This window comes from Arthrobacter sp. NPDC056493 (genome assembly GCF_042795115.1).
Taxonomy (GTDB): domain Bacteria; phylum Actinomycetota; class Actinomycetes; order Actinomycetales; family Micrococcaceae; genus Arthrobacter.
The window spans coordinates 38778-56621 of sequence record NZ_JBHTSL010000015.1 but is presented as its reverse complement, the minus strand read 5'-3'; the positions used below and the strand labels follow the sequence as shown (position 1 = coordinate 56621).

The window sequence follows — 17844 nt, the reverse complement described above, 5'->3', positions numbered from 1 at the left end:
CTAGCGAACATTCAGAACCGAGTAGATAAGGACGGGTGAAACATGAATCAGCTGATCATCTCAGCCGCCACTGAAGGGGCGACAAACCCGCTCGTGCCCAACGTCTGGGAAATGGGCGTCGTCCTCGCCGGCTTTGCTGTCCTCTTTTTCATCGTGGTCAAGTTCGTTGTCCCGATGTTCGAGAAGACGTTCGCAGAGCGTGCCGAGGCCATCGAAGGCGGCATCGCCAAGGCTGAGAAGGCCCAGGCTGAGGCTTCTGCCGCACTCGAAGAGTACAAGCAGCAGCTCACTGATGCCCGTGCGGAGGCCAACCGGATCCGCGAGGAAGCACGTGCCGAAGGCGCCCAGATCCTTGCGGAACTGAAGGAGAAGGCTGGCGCCGAGTCTGCGCGGATCACCGCCCAGGCACACGCACAGATCGAATCCGAGCGCCAGGCGGCCGTTGTGTCGCTGCGTTCGGAGGTGGGCACCCTTGCCACCACGCTCGCGGGCCGGATCGTTGGGGAAACCCTCGAGGACGACGCGCGCGCAGCACGGGTTGTTGACCGCTTCCTGGCCGATCTGGAGACCCAGAACGCAGGTGTAGCTAAGTAATGGCAGGTGTATCGAGCGAATCGCTGACCAAGGCGCTGACCGAGCTGGAGCCAAAGCTTCCGTTTGCATCGCTGCAGTTGGCAAAGGAACTTTTCGGGATCCTGGGAGCGGTAGACAGCTCGGCCGGCTTGCGCCGCGCCCTGACTGACCCCTCCCGCAGCGGTGAGGAAAAGTCGGCGTTGATCAAGCAGCTCTTCGGCGGAAAAGCTTCCGCCGAAGCCGTGGACATCGCAGCCGGTCTGGCCAGCTCACGCTGGGCATCGGCGCGAGACATCGGCGATGCACTCGAGACGCTTGCCGCAACGGTGGTCATCGCCGTTGCTGAAAACAAGTCGGCCGTTTCTGCCTCCGGTATCACCGGCCTGGAGGAGCTGGAGAACGATCTTTTCTCCTTCAACCAGGCCGTGGCTGCCAACCACGACGTGCAGCGCGCCCTGTCTGAACCGCAGGCCAGCGCGGCAGCAAAGACTGTCCTTGCCGAAAGGCTGGTTCCTTCCGCAAGTGAGGAAGCAAAGGTCCTCGTCGGACAGGCAGTCACGCAGCCCCGTGGCATCAAGGCAACCAGGCTCGTGAGCCGTTTCGCCGAGCTCGCCGCCAAGCGCCAGCAGCGCTGGATCGCGACGGTCAGCGTTACGCGTCCCCTGACGGAGGCGCAGGCAAACCGTCTGCAGCAGGGACTGAACTCCCTCTACGGACGGGAACTGAAGGTCAACGTCAAGGCTGACCCCACGCTGATCGGCGGCATCCGGGTGCAGGTGGGGGACGAAGTGCTTGACGCTTCGGTCTTCACCCGCCTGAACGATCTCCAGCGCCAGCTGGCCGGCTAGCCGGACAAGCACAACACAACTGATAGAAACCCCGGTCATCGTGAGCAACGATGATCACGAATACAGGAGAGCAGGGACTGCAGATGGCCGAATTGACCATCAACGCCGACGACGTCCGTAATGCGTTGAACGAATTCGCGGCGTCCTACGAACCCGGAAACGCAGAGCGCGTAGAGGTCGGCCGTGTGACCACCGCAAGCGACGGCATCGCCCGTGTTGAGGGCCTTCCCTCGGTCATGGCGAACGAGCTGCTTCGCTTCGAAGACGGCACCCTGGGCCTGGCCCAGAACCTCGACGTCCGCGAGATCGGTGTCATCGTCCTCGGTGACTTCACCGGAATCGAAGAAGGCCAGGAAGTGCACCGCACCGGACAGGTGCTGTCCGTACCGGTCGGCGATGCCTTCCTCGGCCGCGTCGTTGACCCGCTGGGCGTGCCCATCGATGACCTCGGCGAGATCAAGGCCGAAACCACCCGCGCACTGGAGCTCCAGGCTCCCGGCGTGACCCAGCGCAAGTCGGTCCACGAGCCGATGCAGACCGGTCTCAAGGCCATCGACGCCATGATTCCGATCGGCCGTGGCCAGCGCCAGCTGATCATCGGCGACCGCCAGACCGGCAAGTCCGCCATTGCCATCGACACGATCATCAACCAGAAGGCCAACTGGGCTTCCGGCGACGTGACCAAGCAGGTCCGCTGCGTGTATGTGGCAATTGGCCAGAAGGCGTCCACCATCGCGGCAATCCGCCAGACGCTGGAAGACAACGGCGCACTGGAATACACCACGATCGTTGCCTCCCCGGCTTCCGACCCCGCCGGCTTCAAGTACCTGGCTCCCTACGCCGGGTCCGCCATTGGCCAGCACTGGATGTACGGCGGCAAGCACGTCCTCATCGTGTTCGATGACCTCTCCAAGCAGGCCGAGGCCTACCGTGCAGTTTCGCTGCTGCTCCGCCGCCCGCCGGGACGCGAAGCCTACCCGGGCGACGTGTTCTACCTGCACTCCCGCCTCCTGGAGCGTTGCGCCAAGCTCTCCGACGAGCTCGGTGCCGGCTCGATGACCGGCCTGCCGCTCATCGAAACCAAGGCAAACGACGTTTCCGCCTACATCCCGACCAACGTGATCTCCATTACCGATGGCCAGATCTTCCTGCAGTCGGACCTCTTCAACGCCAACCAGCGCCCCGCTGTTGACGTGGGTGTCTCGGTGTCCCGCGTTGGCGGTGCCGCACAGGTCAAGTCCATGAAGAAGGTCTCCGGTACTTTGAAGCTGGACCTTGCCCAGTACCGCGACATGCAGGCGTTCGCGATGTTCGCATCTGACCTGGATGCGGCTTCCCGCCAGCAGCTGACCCGTGGCGCACGCCTGATGGAACTGCTGAAGCAGGGCCAGTACTCGCCGTTCCCGGTCGAGGACCAGGTCGTGTCCATCTGGGCAGGAACCCAGGGTCACCTGGACGACGTTCCCGTCGAGGACATCCGCCGCTTCGAGGGCGAGTTCCTTGAGCACCTGAAGCACAAGTCCTCCATCCTCACCACGCTGGCTCAGACCAACGTCCTGGATGATGACACCGCAGCAGCGCTGAAGGACGCGATTGTCAACTTCAAGAAGGGCTTCTTCGGCGAAGGCGACAACCAACTGGTAGGCGCCGGCCACGAGGAGCATGAAGCCATCTCCGAGGGCCAGGTCGACCAGGAAAAAATCGTCAGGCAGAAGCGCTAGTTTCGCTGGCAGGGACTGCCGGAACCCCTCGCGGGTCCGGCAGTCCCGGCCATCGGGATCTTAGGAAAGGATAAGTATGGGAGCCCAGATTCGGGTCTACCGTCAGAAGATCAGCTCGACGACGTCGATGCGCAAGATCTTCAAGGCGATGGAACTGATCGCTACCTCGCGCATCGGCAAGGCCCGCGCACGCGTAGCAGCTTCACTGCCTTACGCGAACGCGATCACGCGTGCCGTTTCTGCCGTCGCAAGCCAGAGCGAAATCGACCACCCCCTGACTACCGAGCCGACGAGCATTCGCCGGGCCGCTGTCCTGGTGATCACCTCGGACCGCGGCCTCGCAGGCTCGTACTCCGCCAGCGTGCTCAAGCAGGCCGAAGGCCTGAACGAACTGCTCCGTGCCGAAGGCAAGGATGTCAAGACGTACCTGGTGGGCCGCAAGGCGCAGGCTTACTTCGATTTCCGGAACCGCCCCTACGGGCGCGTCTGGACCGGCAACACCGACGCACCTGAGTTCGCCACGGCACAGGAAATCGGCGCGGCTCTGCTTGAGGACTTCGCTGTCGATTTCGAAGAGGGTGGCGTGGACGAGATCCACGTTGTGTACACCCGCTTCAAGTCCATGGTGACCCAGGAGCCGACCGTCATCCGCCTGCTTCCGCTCGAAGTTGTGGAAGAGCAGGCGACTTCCGAAGCTGAACTGTTGCCGCTGTACGAGTTCGAACCGGAGCCGGAACAGGTGCTCAACGCACTGCTGCCGCGCTACATCGAATCCCGCATTTTCGCGGCCATGCTGCAGGCAGCGGCTTCTGAGCTTGCTGCACGCCAGCGGGCGATGAAATCCGCCGGCGACAACGCCACGGATCTCATCAAGAAGTACACGCGTCTGCGCAACACCGCCCGCCAGGCAGAGATTACGCAGGAGCTGTCCGAAATCGTGGCCGGCGCCGACGCACTCGCGTCCTAACCGGTCGGGGTCTCGGATCAGCCAGACCTGCACCACCAGATAAACTTAACCCCACGCCATCTACGAGTGAAGTGAGAGAGATGACTGCCACCGCTACCGAACACGTAGCCGCAACGTCCGGTGCCACCGGCCGTATCGCACGTGTCATTGGCCCGGTTGTCGACGTCGAATTCCCGGCTGACGCAATCCCCTCGATTTACAACGCACTCACCACCGAGATCACTCTCAACGGTGAGACCAAGACCATCACGTTCGAGACCTCCCAGCACCTGGGTGACAACCTCGTCCGCGCTATCTCCCTGCAGGCAACCGACGGCCTGGTCCGCGGCACGTCCGTGGTGGACAGCGGTTCCCCGATCTCCGTGCCTGTTGGCGACGGCGTCAAGGGCCACATCTTCAACGTTCTCGGCAAGCCGCTGGACGTCGACGAGTCCGAAATCCAGGCTTCGGACTACTGGCCGATCCACCGCAAGGCCCCGGCCTTCGCGTCCCTCGAGGGTTCCACCGAAATGCTCGAAACGGGCATCAAGGTCATCGACCTCCTCACCCCGTACATCAAGGGTGGAAAGATCGGCCTGTTCGGCGGCGCCGGCGTGGGCAAGACCGTTCTGATCCAGGAAATGATCACCCGTGTTGCCCGCAACTTCGGTGGTACTTCCGTGTTCGCCGGTGTCGGCGAGCGTACCCGTGAGGGCAACGACCTCTGGGTTGAAATGGAAGAGGCAGGCGTCCTCAAGGACACCGCCCTTGTGTTCGGCCAGATGGATGAGCCGCCGGGAACGCGTCTGCGCGTGGCCCTGTCCGCTCTGACCATGGCGGAGTACTTCCGCGATGTGCAGAACCAGGACGTGCTGCTCTTCATCGACAACATCTTCCGTTTCACGCAGGCAGGGTCCGAGGTTTCCACCCTCCTCGGCCGCATGCCTTCGGCCGTGGGTTACCAGCCGAACCTTGCCGACGAGATGGGCCTCCTGCAGGAGCGCATCACGTCCACCAAGGGCCACTCCATCACCTCGATGCAGGCCATCTACGTCCCCGCAGATGACTACACCGACCCGGCACCGGCCACGACCTTCGCGCACCTGGATGCGACCACGGAACTCTCCCGTGAAATCGCCTCCCGTGGCCTGTACCCGGCCGTGGACCCGCTGACGTCGACGTCCCGAATCCTGGACCCGCAGTACATCGGCAAGGACCACTACAACACGGCTGTCCGTGTGAAGCAGATCCTGCAGAAGAACAAGGAACTCCAGGACATCATCGCCATCCTCGGCGTTGACGAACTGTCTGAAGAGGACAAGATCGTCGTGTCGCGTGCACGCCGCATCCAGCAGTTCCTCTCCCAGAACACCTACACGGCCAAGCAGTTCACCGGCGTTGAGGGTTCCACCGTTTCCATCAAGGACACCGTGGAAGGCTTCTCGGCCATCTGCGACGGCGAACTTGACCACGTTGCAGAGCAGGCGTTCTTCAACGTCGGCGGCCTGGACGACGTCGAGCGCCAGTGGGCCAAGATTCAGGAACAGACCAAGTAGTATGGCTGAGCTTGAGGTTGAGATTGTCGCAGCGGACCACTTCGTGTGGTCCGGGGCGGCCAAGATGGTCAAGGCCCGCACCAGCGATGGTGAAATCGGAATCCTGCCCGGCCACTCGCCCGTGCTGGCGATTTTGGCCGAGGGTCAGCTGGCGATCGAGCCGGTTTCCGGCGACCGCATTGCCGTAGACGTTGACGGCGGGTTCTTCTCCGTCGACAACAACCGGGTGGTAATTGTTGCTGACAACGCCCAGCTGGGTGACGCGGCCACTGCGGGGATCCGATAGCACAACCCTGATGGACGTTACTTCTTTTCCGTTCATCGCCATAGCAACCGTGTTTGCGGTGCTGATTTTTACGCTGTGCCTGTTTGGGGTGCGCCGCTTCAACCTGCGGCGCGCCCTGGGCACGGTTGACGCCTCCATTTGTACGGCTGGAAAGAGCTGGCGGATGGGGGTTTGTCGTTATCAGGACAATGAGCTTGAGTGGTTCAAACTCCTGTCGCTGAGCGTCCGGCCCCGCCACCGCTTCAAGCGGAGCTCGCTGGAGCTGCTTGGCCGGCGCCAGCCCACGGAGGCGGAGCTGGTCAAGGTGCAGCCCGACGTCGTGATCGTGGAGCTTCGCTACGAGGGCCAGGACGTCTTCCTGGCCATGAAGTTCGATGCCTACACCGGTTTGTCCTCGTGGCTCGAAGCCGGGCCGGTCATCGGTGTGGGGACCTGGCGCTGAAGTTTGCGCTGTAAGTCCAGGTCCCGCTGGGCAACGATCCGGCGCCTACCGTGAATGTTTCAAGATCTGAAAATATTAGTGACAAAAAATGATCCCCGGCACGAATGCCGAGGATCATTTGCTTTGAGACTAATTAGACGACGGTTACGCCCGTAGCCTGGGGGCCCTTGGCACCCTGGCCGATTTCGAACTGAACGCGCTGGTTCTCGTCGAGGGTCTTGAAGCCGCCGGTCTGGATCTCGGAGTAGTGAACGAAGACATCGCCATCGGAGTCGTCCGGGGTGATGAAGCCGAAGCCCTTTTCAGCGTTGAACCACTTGACGGTTCCCTGTGCCATTTATTTCTCCTCAGTATGGAACTTTTAAGGCCAGCACACCTCGTACTGGTCTTGGTTACTCCGCGAGAAGAATCCTGGCCTGCACCCCCGACAACCGGAATTGCTTTGCAGGAGCTTCGCGCTCGCAACATGTCTTGCGAGCATGAAAACACCTACACAAAGACTGATACAAGAATTTCATGGGCAAACCGTCTGGTCAACGGGCAAAACGCGAATTCCGGCAAATTTTGGGCAAATCCGGAGTAAACGCCTGATCACCCCTTGGCCACGGCTGCGGCAGGCAGAAGGTGACGGTCAGAAAAGCCGGGATTCGATGTCGTCGACGCCCCGCATGGCGTCGTAATCCAGGGTCACGCAGTCAATGCCGCGGTCCGTTGCCAGCACCCTGGCCTGCGGTTTGATCTGCTGGGCGGCGAAGATGCCCCGCACCGGTGCCAGCAGAGGATCCCGGTTGAGCAGCTCAAGGTACCGCGTCAGCTGCTCCACGCCGTCGATGTCCCCGCGGCGCTTCAGTTCGATGGCCACCGTTGCACCGCCGGCGTCACGGGCCAGGATGTCCACGGGACCGATGGCTGTGAAGTACTCCCGCCGGATCAGCGAGAACCCCTCGCCGAGGGTTTCGATCTGGTCGGCGAGGAGGCGCTGCAGGTCGGCCTCGACGCCGTCCTTGATCAGGCCGGGGTCCTGGCCCAGTTCGTGGGAGCTGTCGTGGATCTGTTCATGGATGTTGATGATGAGCCTGTCGTCCGTCTTGGCCGACTGCACGGTCCACTGTTCGACGACGCCCACTTCGACGTCGGCCTCTTCCGGGGAGGTAACGCGGAGAACGGCGGGCGGGCTCATCCAGTTCAGGGGCTTGTAGGAGCCGCCGTCGGAGTGCACCAGCACGGAACCGTCGGCCTTCACCAGCAGGAGCCGGGTGGCGAGGGGGAGATGGGCTTTGAGCCGGCCAACATAATCAACGGAGCAACGGGCTATGACGAGACGCACGCCCTACACCATACCTTCTCCGCAGCGCCTTCCCTGCAGTGCCCGCCAGGCAGTGTCTGCCAAGCAGTGTCTGCCGGCCGCCTGCAGCAGACCTGGCGTGGCACGGTGTCATGCTGGGCCGGGCAGGGGCACCGGCTAGGGCAGAATGGAGGCATGCCCCGCTCCAACCGTCCCCGCAAACCCAAGACCGGGCGCGGCGCGGCCGGCAGCGCCCCGGGCGGAGGAAAGCACGGCGCAGGTCCCGCCCCGGAACTGGACCTGGAGCGGGCCCGCGCCGGGATAGCCCGCCGGGAAAGTGCGCCGGACGGCGACTGGATGGTACGGACCATGACAGCCCGCAACGCCGAAAAGACCTACATCTGCCCGGGTTGCTCCACGGCGGTATTGCCCGGAATCGCCCACCTTGTGGTCTGGGCGGATGACCACCTGTTCGGAGCTGCCGCGGGTCTGGCCGAACGGCGCCACTGGCACACCAACTGCTGGACGTCCCGCAACTTCCGGTACCGGTAACGCAAGGTGACCCGTGTCGGGGCCAACCCGGCCGGAAGATAAGCTGGTGCGCATGACTTTTGACCCGGCGTCGTACGTTTTCAGCCAGCCTTCAGCAGCCACCGCGATCCGCGCCTCCACGGTGCTTCCCGCCCGGCGCGAAAACGTCGAAATCCGCACTGAGGACGGCCACACGCTGGTGGGCGAACTGGCCCTGCCGGAATCGGGTCCGGTCACCGCGACGCTGATCACTCTGCACCCGCTGCCCACGCACGGCGGATTCATGGATTCCCACGTGTACCGCAAGGCCTCCTACCGGCTGCCGGCGCTGGCCGGGGTGGCCGTGCTGCGCTTCAACACCCGGGGAACATCCTCGCCCCGCGGAACCAGCGACGGAACGTTCGAGGAAGGCGTCGGCGAGCGGTACGACGTGGAGGCGGCGGTGCGCTTCGCCGTCGAGCGCGGGCTGCCCAACCGCTGGCTCGTGGGCTGGTCCTTCGGAACCGAGCTCGCGCTGATGTACGGCGCCGTGGAACCGGTGGTCTCCCAGGTGGAGGGCGCCGTTCTGCTGTCCCCGCCGCTGCACCGCGCCACTGACGAGCACCTGTTGCTGTGGGCGGACGCCGGCAAGCCGCTGACCGTCCTGGTGCCGGAGCACGACGATTACCTCAGGCCCGCCGCCGCGGAGGCGCGGTTCAGCCTTGTGCCTCAGGCCAGGGTGGTGGGGGTCGACGGCGCCAAGCACCTCTGGGTGGGGGAGAAGCAGGCCGCGCGGGTGCTGAACGAGATCGTGGACGACGTCACGCGCGACGGCTCAGGGACCGCGGGCCTCCCGCTGGAGTGGGACGGACCGGTGGCCACCGCAAGCGTCTAGTGCTTATCCTGGCGGACGATGTAGATCTCCTTGATGAGCAGGAGGGTGGCGGCGGCCGTCGGGATGGCAATGAGTGCCCCGAGGACGCCGAGCAGGCTGCCTCCCGCGATCACCGAAATGACGGCGACGGCGCCCGGCACCGCAACAGCCTTCTGCATGATGCGCGGCGAGATGAAGTACGCCTCGAACTGCAGGTAGGCGAAGTAGCAGATGGCGTAGGCCAGGGCGGACTGCCAGCCGAGCGTCAGGGTGATCAGGATGACCACCACGCCGGCGATCAGCCCGCCAACGAGCGGAATGAAGGCCAGCAGCGCCACGATGAAGGTCAGCAGCACGGCGAACGGCACGCCGATGATGGACATGACGATGAAGGCGAAGGTGGCATTCAGGAGGGCGACCACTGCCTGGCCGATGACGTAGTTGCCCACCGAACGGGTGATTTCCTCGGACAGCGCCTCGACGCGGTGCCGGCGGGACCGCGGCGCCAGCCGGTAGCCCCACCTCTTCATTGCGGGCAGCGCGGCGAGGAAGTACAGGCTGAGCACCAGCACGATCAGCGTGCCGAAGAGGCCGTTGGCCACCGTTGATCCGAAGCCAAGCACGCCGCCGAAGATGCCGCTCATGGCCTCGGGGTTCTTGACGAACTTGTCCAGCTCCTCGGTGATGCGGTCGCGGACGCCGAACTGGTTGTCGAGGGTCCGGAAGAAATCCGAGTTGATGAAGTCCCGCACCCACACGGGTGCCTGCTGCACAAGCTCGGTCACCTGTTCCACGATCGTGGGGATGAGGGTGGCGAAGAACCCGACCACCGCGATCATCAGGACGGACACCGACACGAGGATGCCCGCGGGCCGGGGTATCTTCCGGCCTTCCAGCCACCTCACCACCGGGTCCAGGCCGAGGGCGATGAACAGCGCAGCAACGATCCAGAGCAGGAGCTGGGTGGTGTGGGACCCGATCCAGTAGACGAGCAGGGCCAGGCCCACACCGACGGTGCCCATGAACCCCAGATACAGCGGGTGCTGGGCCGAGATACGGGGACCGGGGGAACCGAAACGTGTGCTGTCCGCGGTTTCACCGGCATCTTCTGCCCCGCCGCTGTCCGGGTGCTCCGGCGGGAACTCGAACCGGAGCCTGGGCTGGGCGCCGGGGATTGGCTGGCGCAGCCGCCTCAACACCGCGCCCAGGGCTGCGGGACGGCCCTTCGTCTTGCCGGGCTTCTGCGGCGGCGTGGACTGCGCCGCGGCGCCGTGTCCTGCCGCGTTCCGTGCAGCAGTGTCCGCTGGTGCCGGCAGGCCCTGGGGGGAGTCGGCGTCGGGCAGATCTTCGGGGCCGCGCATGGACGGATCCGTGTGTTCAGTCACTGCTTTTTGATGCCTTTACCGTCCGTGGCGCCGCGGCTGCGGGCCGGGTGTGATGATCATCGCAAACACTATCAGCAGCCTTGTGAATAGCCGGGCGGCCGGCGTTTAACCGGAGTGGCAGCCGGGCCCCTGAACCCCTCGATCCGGCCTATTGGTAACAAAACGGTTACTATTGAAGTTGAACCCCCCGCTGATGATAGGTATTCCTTTGCGTTTCAAGACTGCAGTTGCACTTGTGCTGCTCGGCCTCCTGACACTGCTGGCCGGCATCGGGCAGAAGACCTTCTGGGCCCCTGCCGAGACAGTGACGGCAACGGCTTCCGCCGCCGAAGCCGCGCCCCTGACCGTGATCGACCAGAAGCTGCGCACCGTCGAAGGTGGGACGGTCACCATCAAGGTGAAGGGCGAGGGCAGCTTCCTGCTCGCGGCAGGACGCCCGGATGACGTCGACGCCTGGGTGGGCAAGACCGCACACAACACGGTCACCGGAGTTTCCGACGACAAGAAGTCGCTGCAGGTGAAACACACCGACGGCGAAGCAAGCGCGCCTTCGCCGGCCGGATCCGACCTCTGGGTCAGCACCGAGAACGCCAGTGGCGAGCTGGACTACACGTGGTCCGCCCCGGCCGACGGCGACTGGTCCCTTCTGCTCGCAGCGGACGGAAAGAAGCCCGCGCCGTCGTCCATTTCCATGACGTTCCCCAATGACACCTCCATGCCGTGGGCCGTGCCGCTGATGGTCCTCGGCGGGCTCCTGATCCTTGCCGGCGGGGCATTGCTGGTCCTCAAGCCCAAGCGCGGGGCGCCCCGCGACGGCGGGACTTCCGGCAACGGGTCCGGCGACAATGGATCCGCGGGCAAGGGCAACGGCAAGCTGGGCAGCGCGTTCGCGCGGCGGGCCCGCGCCAAGGCGGCAGCCAAGGCCGCTGAACGGTCCTCCTCCGCACGGCTCAGCGTGGTGGTTGCGGCCACCACGGCTGTTGTCCTCGCCGGCACCGCAGCGGCCGCGCAGGCCAGCACTTCGTCTGCCCCGGCGTCGACGTCCGCCGCCCCCACGGCCAGCGCATCGTCCGGGGCCGGCGGCACGCCGGTGGTTCTTGATGCCCAGTTCCGCCGCATCCTGGAACAGGTGGCCAGCGCCACCGACGCCGGCGACGCCGCGAAGGACGCCAAGAAGCTTGCCGCCCGCGTTGCCGGGACGGAGCTTGAGGTCCGCACCCAGAACTACAAGATCAGGTCGCGGGTGGCCTCCTACGACGCCCGCATGCCCGTGCGGTCCACCAAGCTCCTGACCACGGTGGTCACGGACAAGCGCGAGTGGCCGCGCTCCGTCCTGGCCGTCACGCAGGGTGAAGGCAATGTAGTACCGCAGCTGCTCACACTCGTGCAGACGTCCCCGCGGGAGAACTACAAGCTCGTGGGCACGTCGCCGCTGCAGCCCGGCACCACCTTCCCGGCGATCGTGCGCGGCGGCACGGAGTCGCTGGCCGCAGGCGACAAGTCCGGGCTGCTCTACAGCGGGCAGGAAGCGCTCGCAGGACTGGCGGACCGGCTGACCAAGTCCAATTCCACGTTCAAGAGCAAGCTGGTGGAAGGCGAATCGTCCCCGTACATCGCGGACACGCTGTCCTACCAGGCCGACATTGTGAAGGACGGCGTGGACGGCAAGTTTGCCTTTACGCACAAGGTTGTTCCGGAGAACACGGTTGTGTTCCGGACGGAGGACGGCGGGGCCCTGGTCCTTGGCCGGCTGACCTTCAACTTCGACGGCACCCCCAAGGCCGAAGGCGACAAGCTCTCCATCGGCAACGATGCGGCCGTCCTCGCCGGTGGCAAGGAGACCAACACCGGCATGGTGCTGAAGTTCGCCGAATCTGTGGCCGTGTACGTGCCGCCGGCCGACTCGAAGGATCCGATGAAGCTCGTGGCCGCCACGCGCGGACTGGTTGGCGCCAGCTTCAAGTAGGGAACGGCTTCCCTAAACCTGCCGTCACTGGAGCGGCCGCGGTGCTTACCGCGGCCGCTCTTGTGGCTAGAGTGGGAGCTATGAGTTCGCCAGCTTCCCGCCCTGTCCCTTCGGCCGCGAGCCAGCTTAACCTTCGCGGCGCCGTCGATCTCTCCGCGCTCAAGCAGCGGCCAGCGCCGCCGGCGCCGAACGATGGCCCCGCGGCCGGCGACATACCGGCCCAGCAGGCCCAGCAGGCCGACGGCGGACCCGCCCTCCGCGTGGACGTCACTGAGGCAAACTTCCAGAGCCTTATCGAGCTGTCCGCCCAGGTGCCCGTGGTGTTTGTCCTCTGGGCCGCCTATTCGCCCGAATCGGCAGGCGTGCTCGATGCGCTTGACCGGAACGTCCAGAGCTACGGCGGCAGGCTGGTCCTCGCCGCTGCCGACGTCGAAGCGTTCCCCCAGCTGGCCCAGGCCTTCCAGGTGCAGGCCGTCCCCACCGCCGTCGCCGTTCTCAAGGGGCAGCCGGTTCCGCTTTTCCAGGGCGGCGCGGACGAGGAGCAGATCCGCCCCCTGCTGGACGAACTTCTTACGGTTGCCGCCGCCAACGGGGTCACCGGCAACGTCGGAGGTGGCACCGGTACCTCTGAAGAACCCGGCCCTGCCCCCCTGCCCCCGCTTCACCAGAAGGCCTTCGACGCCATTGAAGTGGGTGACTATGCCGGAGCGGCCGCTGCCTACCGGCAGGCGCTTGCCGAGATGCCGGCGGACGCGGAGGCCAAGGCCGGCCTGGCGCAGGTGGAACTCATGGAACGCCTGCAGACCCTTTCAGGACCCGAGGGTGAGGCCCTGCGCCAGCTCGCCGCGGATGAACCGGACAACCTGACGGCCCAGCTGGGTGTGGCGGACCTCGATCTTGCGGGCGGCCACGTGGAGGATGCCTTGGCCCGCGTGGTCGCGTTCATCGGCAGGAACTTCGGGCCGGAACGCGAATCCGCCCGCGTTCGCCTGCTTGAGCTGTTCGAAGTAGTCGGAACCACAGACGACCGTGTGGGCAAGGCCCGCCAGGCTCTGGCGCGGGTGCTGTTTTAGTGGGGGTGCCCGCGCTGTTCCGGCCCCTGACGCTGCGCTCCCTGGACCTGCAGCACCGGGGCTGGGTTTCGCCGATGTGCCAGTACAGCTGCGAACCTGACGCGGCCCCCGGGGTGCCCAACGACTGGCACCTCATGCACCTCGGATCGTTCGCCGCCGGGGGAGCCGCCCTCATCCTGACCGAGGCTGCTGCAGTCAACGCCGAAGGGCGCATCAGCCCGCGCGACGCGGGGCTGTACAACGACGAGCAGGCGCTGGGCTGGGAGCGGATCGTCCGCTTCGTGCACCGCCACGGCGTGGCCGACACCAAGATCGGCGTCCAGCTCGCCCATGCAGGACGCAAGGCGTCCACGTACTGGCCGTTTTCCGGGCGGGCCGGATCGGTGCCGGCGTCCGACGGCGGCTGGGAGACAGTGGGTCCGGGCGCCCAGGCCTTCGACGGCTACATGCCGCCCGCGGCCATGACCGAGGATGACATCCGGCGCGTCATCGCCGATTTTGCGGCCGCGGCGGCCCGTGCCGTCGACATAGGCTTCGACACAATCGAACTGCACGGCGCCCACGGCTACCTCCTCCACGAGTTCCAAAGCCCGCTGATCAACGACCGCACGGACGCCTGGGGCGGCGATGCAGCCGGGCGGAACCGGCTGACATTGGCCGTCATCGATGCTGTTCGCAACGTCATCCCGGACTCCATGCCGCTGCTGCTTCGCATCTCGGCAACCGACTGGGCAGAGGGCGGGATCAGCGTCGAGAACTCGGTCAGCCTGGCCGCGCAGGCCGCCGAGCGGGGCGTCGACCTTGTGGATGTGTCCAGCGGCGGGGCCGTGGCACACCAGCAGATCCAGCCGGGACCGGGCTACCAAACGGAATTCGCAGCCCGGATCCGCCGCGAAACAGGAGTCGCCACCGGCACCGTGGGGCTGCTGACGTCCCCGGACCAGGCAGAGCATGTGGTGGCCACCGGCCAGGCTGACGGCGTCTTTATCGCCCGGGCGGCACTGCGGGATCCGCACTGGTGGCTCCGCGCCGCCTTTGAACTTGGCCACGACCTGCGCTGGGCGCCGCAGTATGAACGGGCCGTGCCGAGACGCACGTTCTGACGCTTGTGGAGGGCGGGACCTTCCCGGTTTTCTACTCCTCCCGGAGGATCCCCCTGGCCGCAGGCCGCGGCTAGGGTGAGTGCATGAGCACTCCCATAACAGCACTCTCGATCAGGGGGCTTGCCAAGCGCTTCGGCACCAAGATCGCGGTGGACGGCATCAGCCTCGACGTTCCCGCGGGTTCGTTCTTCGGCATTGTCGGACCCAACGGTGCCGGCAAGACCACCATCCTGTCCATGGCTACGGGCCTTCTCCGCCCGGACTTCGGAACGGCCGTGGTCCACGGGGTGGACGTCTGGGCGCAACCGCTGGAAGCCAAGAAGCTGATGGGCATCCTGCCCGACGGGGTGCGGCTCTTTGACCGGCTCAGCGGTGAGCAGCTGGTCACGTACGCCGGGCTGCTGCGGGGCATGGACAGGGACGTGGTGGCCTCCCGGGTGGGTGAGTTGCTCGCAGCCCTGGACCTCAGCCAGGACGCGGGCACCCTGGTGGTGGATTACTCCGCCGGCATGACTAAGAAGATCGCGCTCGCCTCCGCGCTGATCCACGCTCCGAAGGTCCTCGTGCTGGATGAGCCCTTCGAATCCGTGGATCCCGTCTCCGCCGCCAACATCAAAGACATCCTGGACAGGTATGTGGGCTCGGGCGGCACCGTGATCGTGTCCAGCCATGTGATGGACCTCGTACAGCGGATGTGCGACCACGTGGCCGTGATCGCCGGCGGCCGGATCCTGGCCGCCGGCACCATCGACCAGGTGCGTGCCGGAGCCACCCTGGAAGAACGGTTCGTGCAGCTCGTGGGCGGCAGGAGCCAGACGAAGGGGCTCGAATGGTTGCGCACCTCCTGAGGCTGAAGCTCACACTGCTGCGGAACGGCCTCAGGCGGAGCCCGTGGCAGCTGGTGGGGCTGGCGTTCGGCGGACTGTATGCGCTCGTTTTCGTCGGCATGTGCGTGGTGCTGCTCGTCCTGCTGCGGCAGGAGGACCCGGACCTGGCCCAGACCGTGGTGGTGCTTGGCGGCTCGGCGGCCCTGCTGGGCTGGGGAATTGTCCCGGTGATTGCCTCCGCCGTGGACATGACGCTGGACCCTGCCCGGTTCACCACATCGGCCGTGCCCATGCCGCAGCTTCTGGCCGGCCTCGCGCTCGGCGGCCTCATCGGGATTCCGGGGCTGGCCACCCTGCTCGTCGCCCTGGGCACCGTGGTCACCTGGTCCCGCGGTGTAGTGCCCGCTGCGGGTGCGCTGCTCGGCGCAGTCCTGGGCGTGCTCACCTGCGTGGTGTTCTGCCGCGTCGTCACCACCGCCACGGCGAGCCTGGCGGCGTCACGCCGGTTCAAGGACGTCAGCGGTATCGCCTTCATGGTTCCCCTGGTCCTCCTGGGCCCGATCACCGCAGGCATCTTCCAGGGAATGGCGGGTTCCGGGGCCTTCCTTTCCGGCCTGGCCGGCAGGATTTCCTGGACGCCGCTGGGGGCGGCCTGGTCGCTGGGCGGCGATCTCGCAGCGGGACGGGCAGGCCCGGCCGGACTCAAGCTGCTCATTGCCGCGGCTACGCTGGCGGGGCTTTCCTGGTGCTGGAAGCTGCTGCTGGAACGGGCGCTGGTCACGCCGTCCTACAGCGGAAGCAGCCGCCGGAAGGGCGGACGCCTGGGGCTGTTCGCCCTCCTGCCCGCGACGCCGGCCGGTGCCGTCACGGCTCGGGCGCTGACCTACTGGTTCCGTGATCCCCGGTATTCAGGTTCCCTGGTGGTTGTTCCGCTGCTGCCGGTGGTGCTGGCTTTCCAGGGCAGCCAGACCAACGACTATGGCGTACTGATGATCACCGGACCGCTCACTGCGTTCCTGCTGGCATGGTCAATTTCGGGGGATGTGTCCTACGACAACACCGCGTTTGCCCTGCACGTCGCCGCCGGCGTGCGGGGAGTCCATGACCGGCTGGGGCGCGCGCTGGCCTGCCTGGCGTTTGCGTTGCCTGCGGTACTGGTCCTGGCCACCGTGCCGTTCTTCATCACGGGGGACTGGGCATGGTGGCCCTCCATCGTCGGGATATCCGTGGGGGTGTTACTGACCGGACTGGGCCTCTCCTCCGTGGTGTCCGCCCGCTACACCATTGCCGTGCCGCTGCCCGGCGACAGCCCGTTCAAGAAGCCCCCGGGAAATGTGGGTCAGACCCTCGCCGTCCAGTTTGGCGGGATGGGTGTCCTCCTGCTGCTGGTCCTCCCGGAGGCCGGCCTGGTGCTCGCACAGGTTCTCACCGGAGACCAGCTGTTTGGCTGGATCAATCTGGCACTTGGTCCCGTCCTTGGCACGGCACTGTTCATAGTCGGGGTCCGGGTGGGCGGGCGCTGGCTCGATGCCCGCGGCCCGGAGCTCCTCGCCCAGGTCGCCGTCAATCGCTGAAACCCCAACCCTGAATGCATCTGCCGGGCGGGGACCCGCCGTGGTTGACTAGCAGGACAGCTGAGAGAGAAAGGCCGAAAATGGAGGTCGTCATACTTCCGGGCGCCAGGCAGATTGCCTCCCTCGTGGCGGATGCGGTGGAACGCCTGCTGCGTGACAAGCCCGACGCCGTGCTGGGGCTTGCCACGGGATCCTCGCCGCTCCCGGTCTACGACGAACTCGCCCGGCGCCACGATCAGGCCGGCCTGGACTTCAGCCGTGCGTACGGATTCACCCTGGATGAGTACGTCGGGCTGGAACCCGGCCACCCCGAGTCCTACCGGGAGGTCATCCGCCGCGACTTCGCGAACCGGGTCGACATCGACCCGGTGAACGTCCTCGGACCGGACGGAAGCGCCCCGGACATTCCGGCGGCATGCCGGGCTTACGAAGACCGGATCAGGGAGCGCGGCGGCATCGACGTGCAGCTTCTGGGCCTCGGCACCGACGGGCACATCGGTTTCAACGAGCCGGGGTCGTCCCTGGCATCCCGCACCCGGATCAAGTCGCTCATCGAGCAGACCCGGCGCGACAACGCCCGCTTCTTCCGCAGCCTTGACGAGGTTCCGCACCACGTGGTGACCCAGGGGCTGGGCACCATCCTCGAGTCGCGCCACGCCATCCTGATTGCCACGGGAGCACAGAAGGCGCAGGCGGTCCATGACCTGGTGGAGGGACCCCTCGCCGCGATCTGCCCCGCCTCGGTGCTGCAGTTGCACCCGCACGCCTCGGTCCTGGTGGACGAGGCCGCCGCGTCGTCACTGAAGCTCGCGGACTACTACCGGCACACCTTTGACCACAAACCGGCGTGGCAGGGTCTCTGACCGGAACCTGCG

General features: G+C 65.7%; 18 protein-coding genes. 15 read left to right on the top strand and 3 right to left on the bottom strand.

Going from position 1 to position 17844, the window contains the following annotated elements:
* Positions 1-42 precede the first annotated feature (42 nt).
* From ACFQ50_RS08965 to ACFQ50_RS08935, 7 genes are all read left to right on the top strand, one after another.
* Complete coding sequence (locus ACFQ50_RS08965) at positions 43-594, top strand: F0F1 ATP synthase subunit B (RefSeq protein ID WP_377995170.1); 552 nt, start codon at positions 43-45, stop codon at positions 592-594.
* Complete coding sequence (locus ACFQ50_RS08960; protein WP_377995169.1) at positions 594-1421, top strand: F0F1 ATP synthase subunit delta; 828 nt, start codon at positions 594-596, stop codon at positions 1419-1421. Before ACFQ50_RS08965 ends, ACFQ50_RS08960 begins: the two co-directional genes overlap by 1 nt.
* A gap of 83 nt (positions 1422-1504) precedes the next feature.
* The gene (gene atpA, locus ACFQ50_RS08955) at positions 1505-3142 is read left to right on the top strand and encodes a F0F1 ATP synthase subunit alpha (protein ID WP_377995194.1); all 1638 of its coding nucleotides are present in this window, start codon (positions 1505-1507) and stop codon (positions 3140-3142) included.
* A gap of 76 nt (positions 3143-3218) precedes the next feature.
* The gene (locus ACFQ50_RS08950) at positions 3219-4109 is read left to right on the top strand and encodes a F0F1 ATP synthase subunit gamma (protein ID WP_377995168.1); all 891 of its coding nucleotides are present in this window, start codon (positions 3219-3221) and stop codon (positions 4107-4109) included.
* Between the two features lie 80 nt (positions 4110-4189).
* Positions 4190-5644: a F0F1 ATP synthase subunit beta gene (gene atpD, locus ACFQ50_RS08945; protein ID WP_377995167.1), complete on the top strand. Its 1455-nt coding sequence runs from the start codon at positions 4190-4192 to the stop codon at positions 5642-5644.
* 1 nt (position 5645) lies between these two features.
* Complete coding sequence (locus ACFQ50_RS08940; RefSeq protein ID WP_306924356.1) at positions 5646-5930, top strand: F0F1 ATP synthase subunit epsilon; 285 nt, start codon at positions 5646-5648, stop codon at positions 5928-5930.
* 10 nt (positions 5931-5940) lie between these two features.
* Positions 5941-6372 (top strand): DUF2550 domain-containing protein, encoded by a 432-nt coding sequence (locus ACFQ50_RS08935; RefSeq protein WP_377995166.1) that lies wholly within the window; start codon positions 5941-5943, stop codon positions 6370-6372.
* Between the two features lie 133 nt (positions 6373-6505).
* On the opposite strand, the gene ACFQ50_RS08930 is transcribed toward ACFQ50_RS08935, so the two are convergent.
* Positions 6506-6709: a cold-shock protein gene (locus ACFQ50_RS08930; RefSeq protein ID WP_003804766.1), complete on the bottom strand. Its 204-nt coding sequence runs from the start codon at positions 6707-6709 to the stop codon at positions 6506-6508.
* A gap of 294 nt (positions 6710-7003) precedes the next feature.
* Positions 7004-7699, bottom strand: a complete 696-nt coding sequence (nucS, locus tag ACFQ50_RS08925) for an endonuclease NucS (protein ID WP_377995165.1) — start codon at positions 7697-7699, stop codon at positions 7004-7006.
* 153 nt (positions 7700-7852) lie between these two features.
* Here nucS and ACFQ50_RS08920 point away from each other — a divergent pair, with 153 nt between their 5' ends.
* Together ACFQ50_RS08920 and ACFQ50_RS08915 are read left to right on the top strand one after the other, a co-directional pair.
* Complete coding sequence (locus tag ACFQ50_RS08920) at positions 7853-8209, top strand: ATP/GTP-binding protein (protein ID WP_377995164.1); 357 nt, start codon at positions 7853-7855, stop codon at positions 8207-8209.
* 52 nt (positions 8210-8261) lie between these two features.
* A complete protein-coding gene (locus ACFQ50_RS08915) occupies positions 8262-9062 on the top strand; it encodes an alpha/beta hydrolase (protein WP_377995163.1) in 801 nt (266 codons plus the stop codon).
* On the opposite strand, the gene ACFQ50_RS08910 is transcribed toward ACFQ50_RS08915, so the two are convergent.
* Positions 9059-10426, bottom strand: coding sequence for an AI-2E family transporter (locus ACFQ50_RS08910; RefSeq protein ID WP_377995162.1), 1368 nt, complete (start codon positions 10424-10426; stop codon positions 9059-9061). The two genes, ACFQ50_RS08915 and ACFQ50_RS08910, sit on opposite strands and share 4 nt — an antisense overlap.
* A 193-nt stretch (positions 10427-10619) precedes the next feature.
* On the opposite strand from ACFQ50_RS08910, the gene ACFQ50_RS08905 reads away from it, so the two are divergent.
* From ACFQ50_RS08905 to nagB, 6 genes are all read left to right on the top strand, one after another.
* Complete coding sequence (locus ACFQ50_RS08905; protein ID WP_377995161.1) at positions 10620-12392, top strand: hypothetical protein; 1773 nt, start codon at positions 10620-10622, stop codon at positions 12390-12392.
* 80 nt (positions 12393-12472) lie between these two features.
* A complete protein-coding gene (locus tag ACFQ50_RS08900; RefSeq protein ID WP_377995160.1) occupies positions 12473-13465 on the top strand; it encodes a co-chaperone YbbN in 993 nt (330 codons plus the stop codon).
* A gap of 5 nt (positions 13466-13470) precedes the next feature.
* The gene (locus ACFQ50_RS08895) at positions 13471-14568 is read left to right on the top strand and encodes an NADH:flavin oxidoreductase/NADH oxidase (protein WP_377995193.1); all 1098 of its coding nucleotides are present in this window, start codon (positions 13471-13473) and stop codon (positions 14566-14568) included.
* Between the two features lie 83 nt (positions 14569-14651).
* Positions 14652-15416, top strand: a complete 765-nt coding sequence (locus ACFQ50_RS08890) for an ABC transporter ATP-binding protein (RefSeq protein WP_377995159.1) — start codon at positions 14652-14654, stop codon at positions 15414-15416.
* Positions 15398-16969 (top strand): transporter, encoded by a 1572-nt coding sequence (locus ACFQ50_RS08885; protein WP_377995158.1) that lies wholly within the window; start codon positions 15398-15400, stop codon positions 16967-16969. Before ACFQ50_RS08890 ends, ACFQ50_RS08885 begins: the two co-directional genes overlap by 19 nt.
* Positions 16970-17049: 80 nt before the next feature.
* Positions 17050-17832 carry a glucosamine-6-phosphate deaminase gene (gene nagB, locus ACFQ50_RS08880; RefSeq protein WP_377995157.1) on the top strand — a complete coding sequence of 261 codons (783 nt, stop codon included), beginning with the start codon at positions 17050-17052 and terminating at the stop codon, positions 17830-17832.
* Positions 17833-17844: the final 12 nt, after the last annotated feature.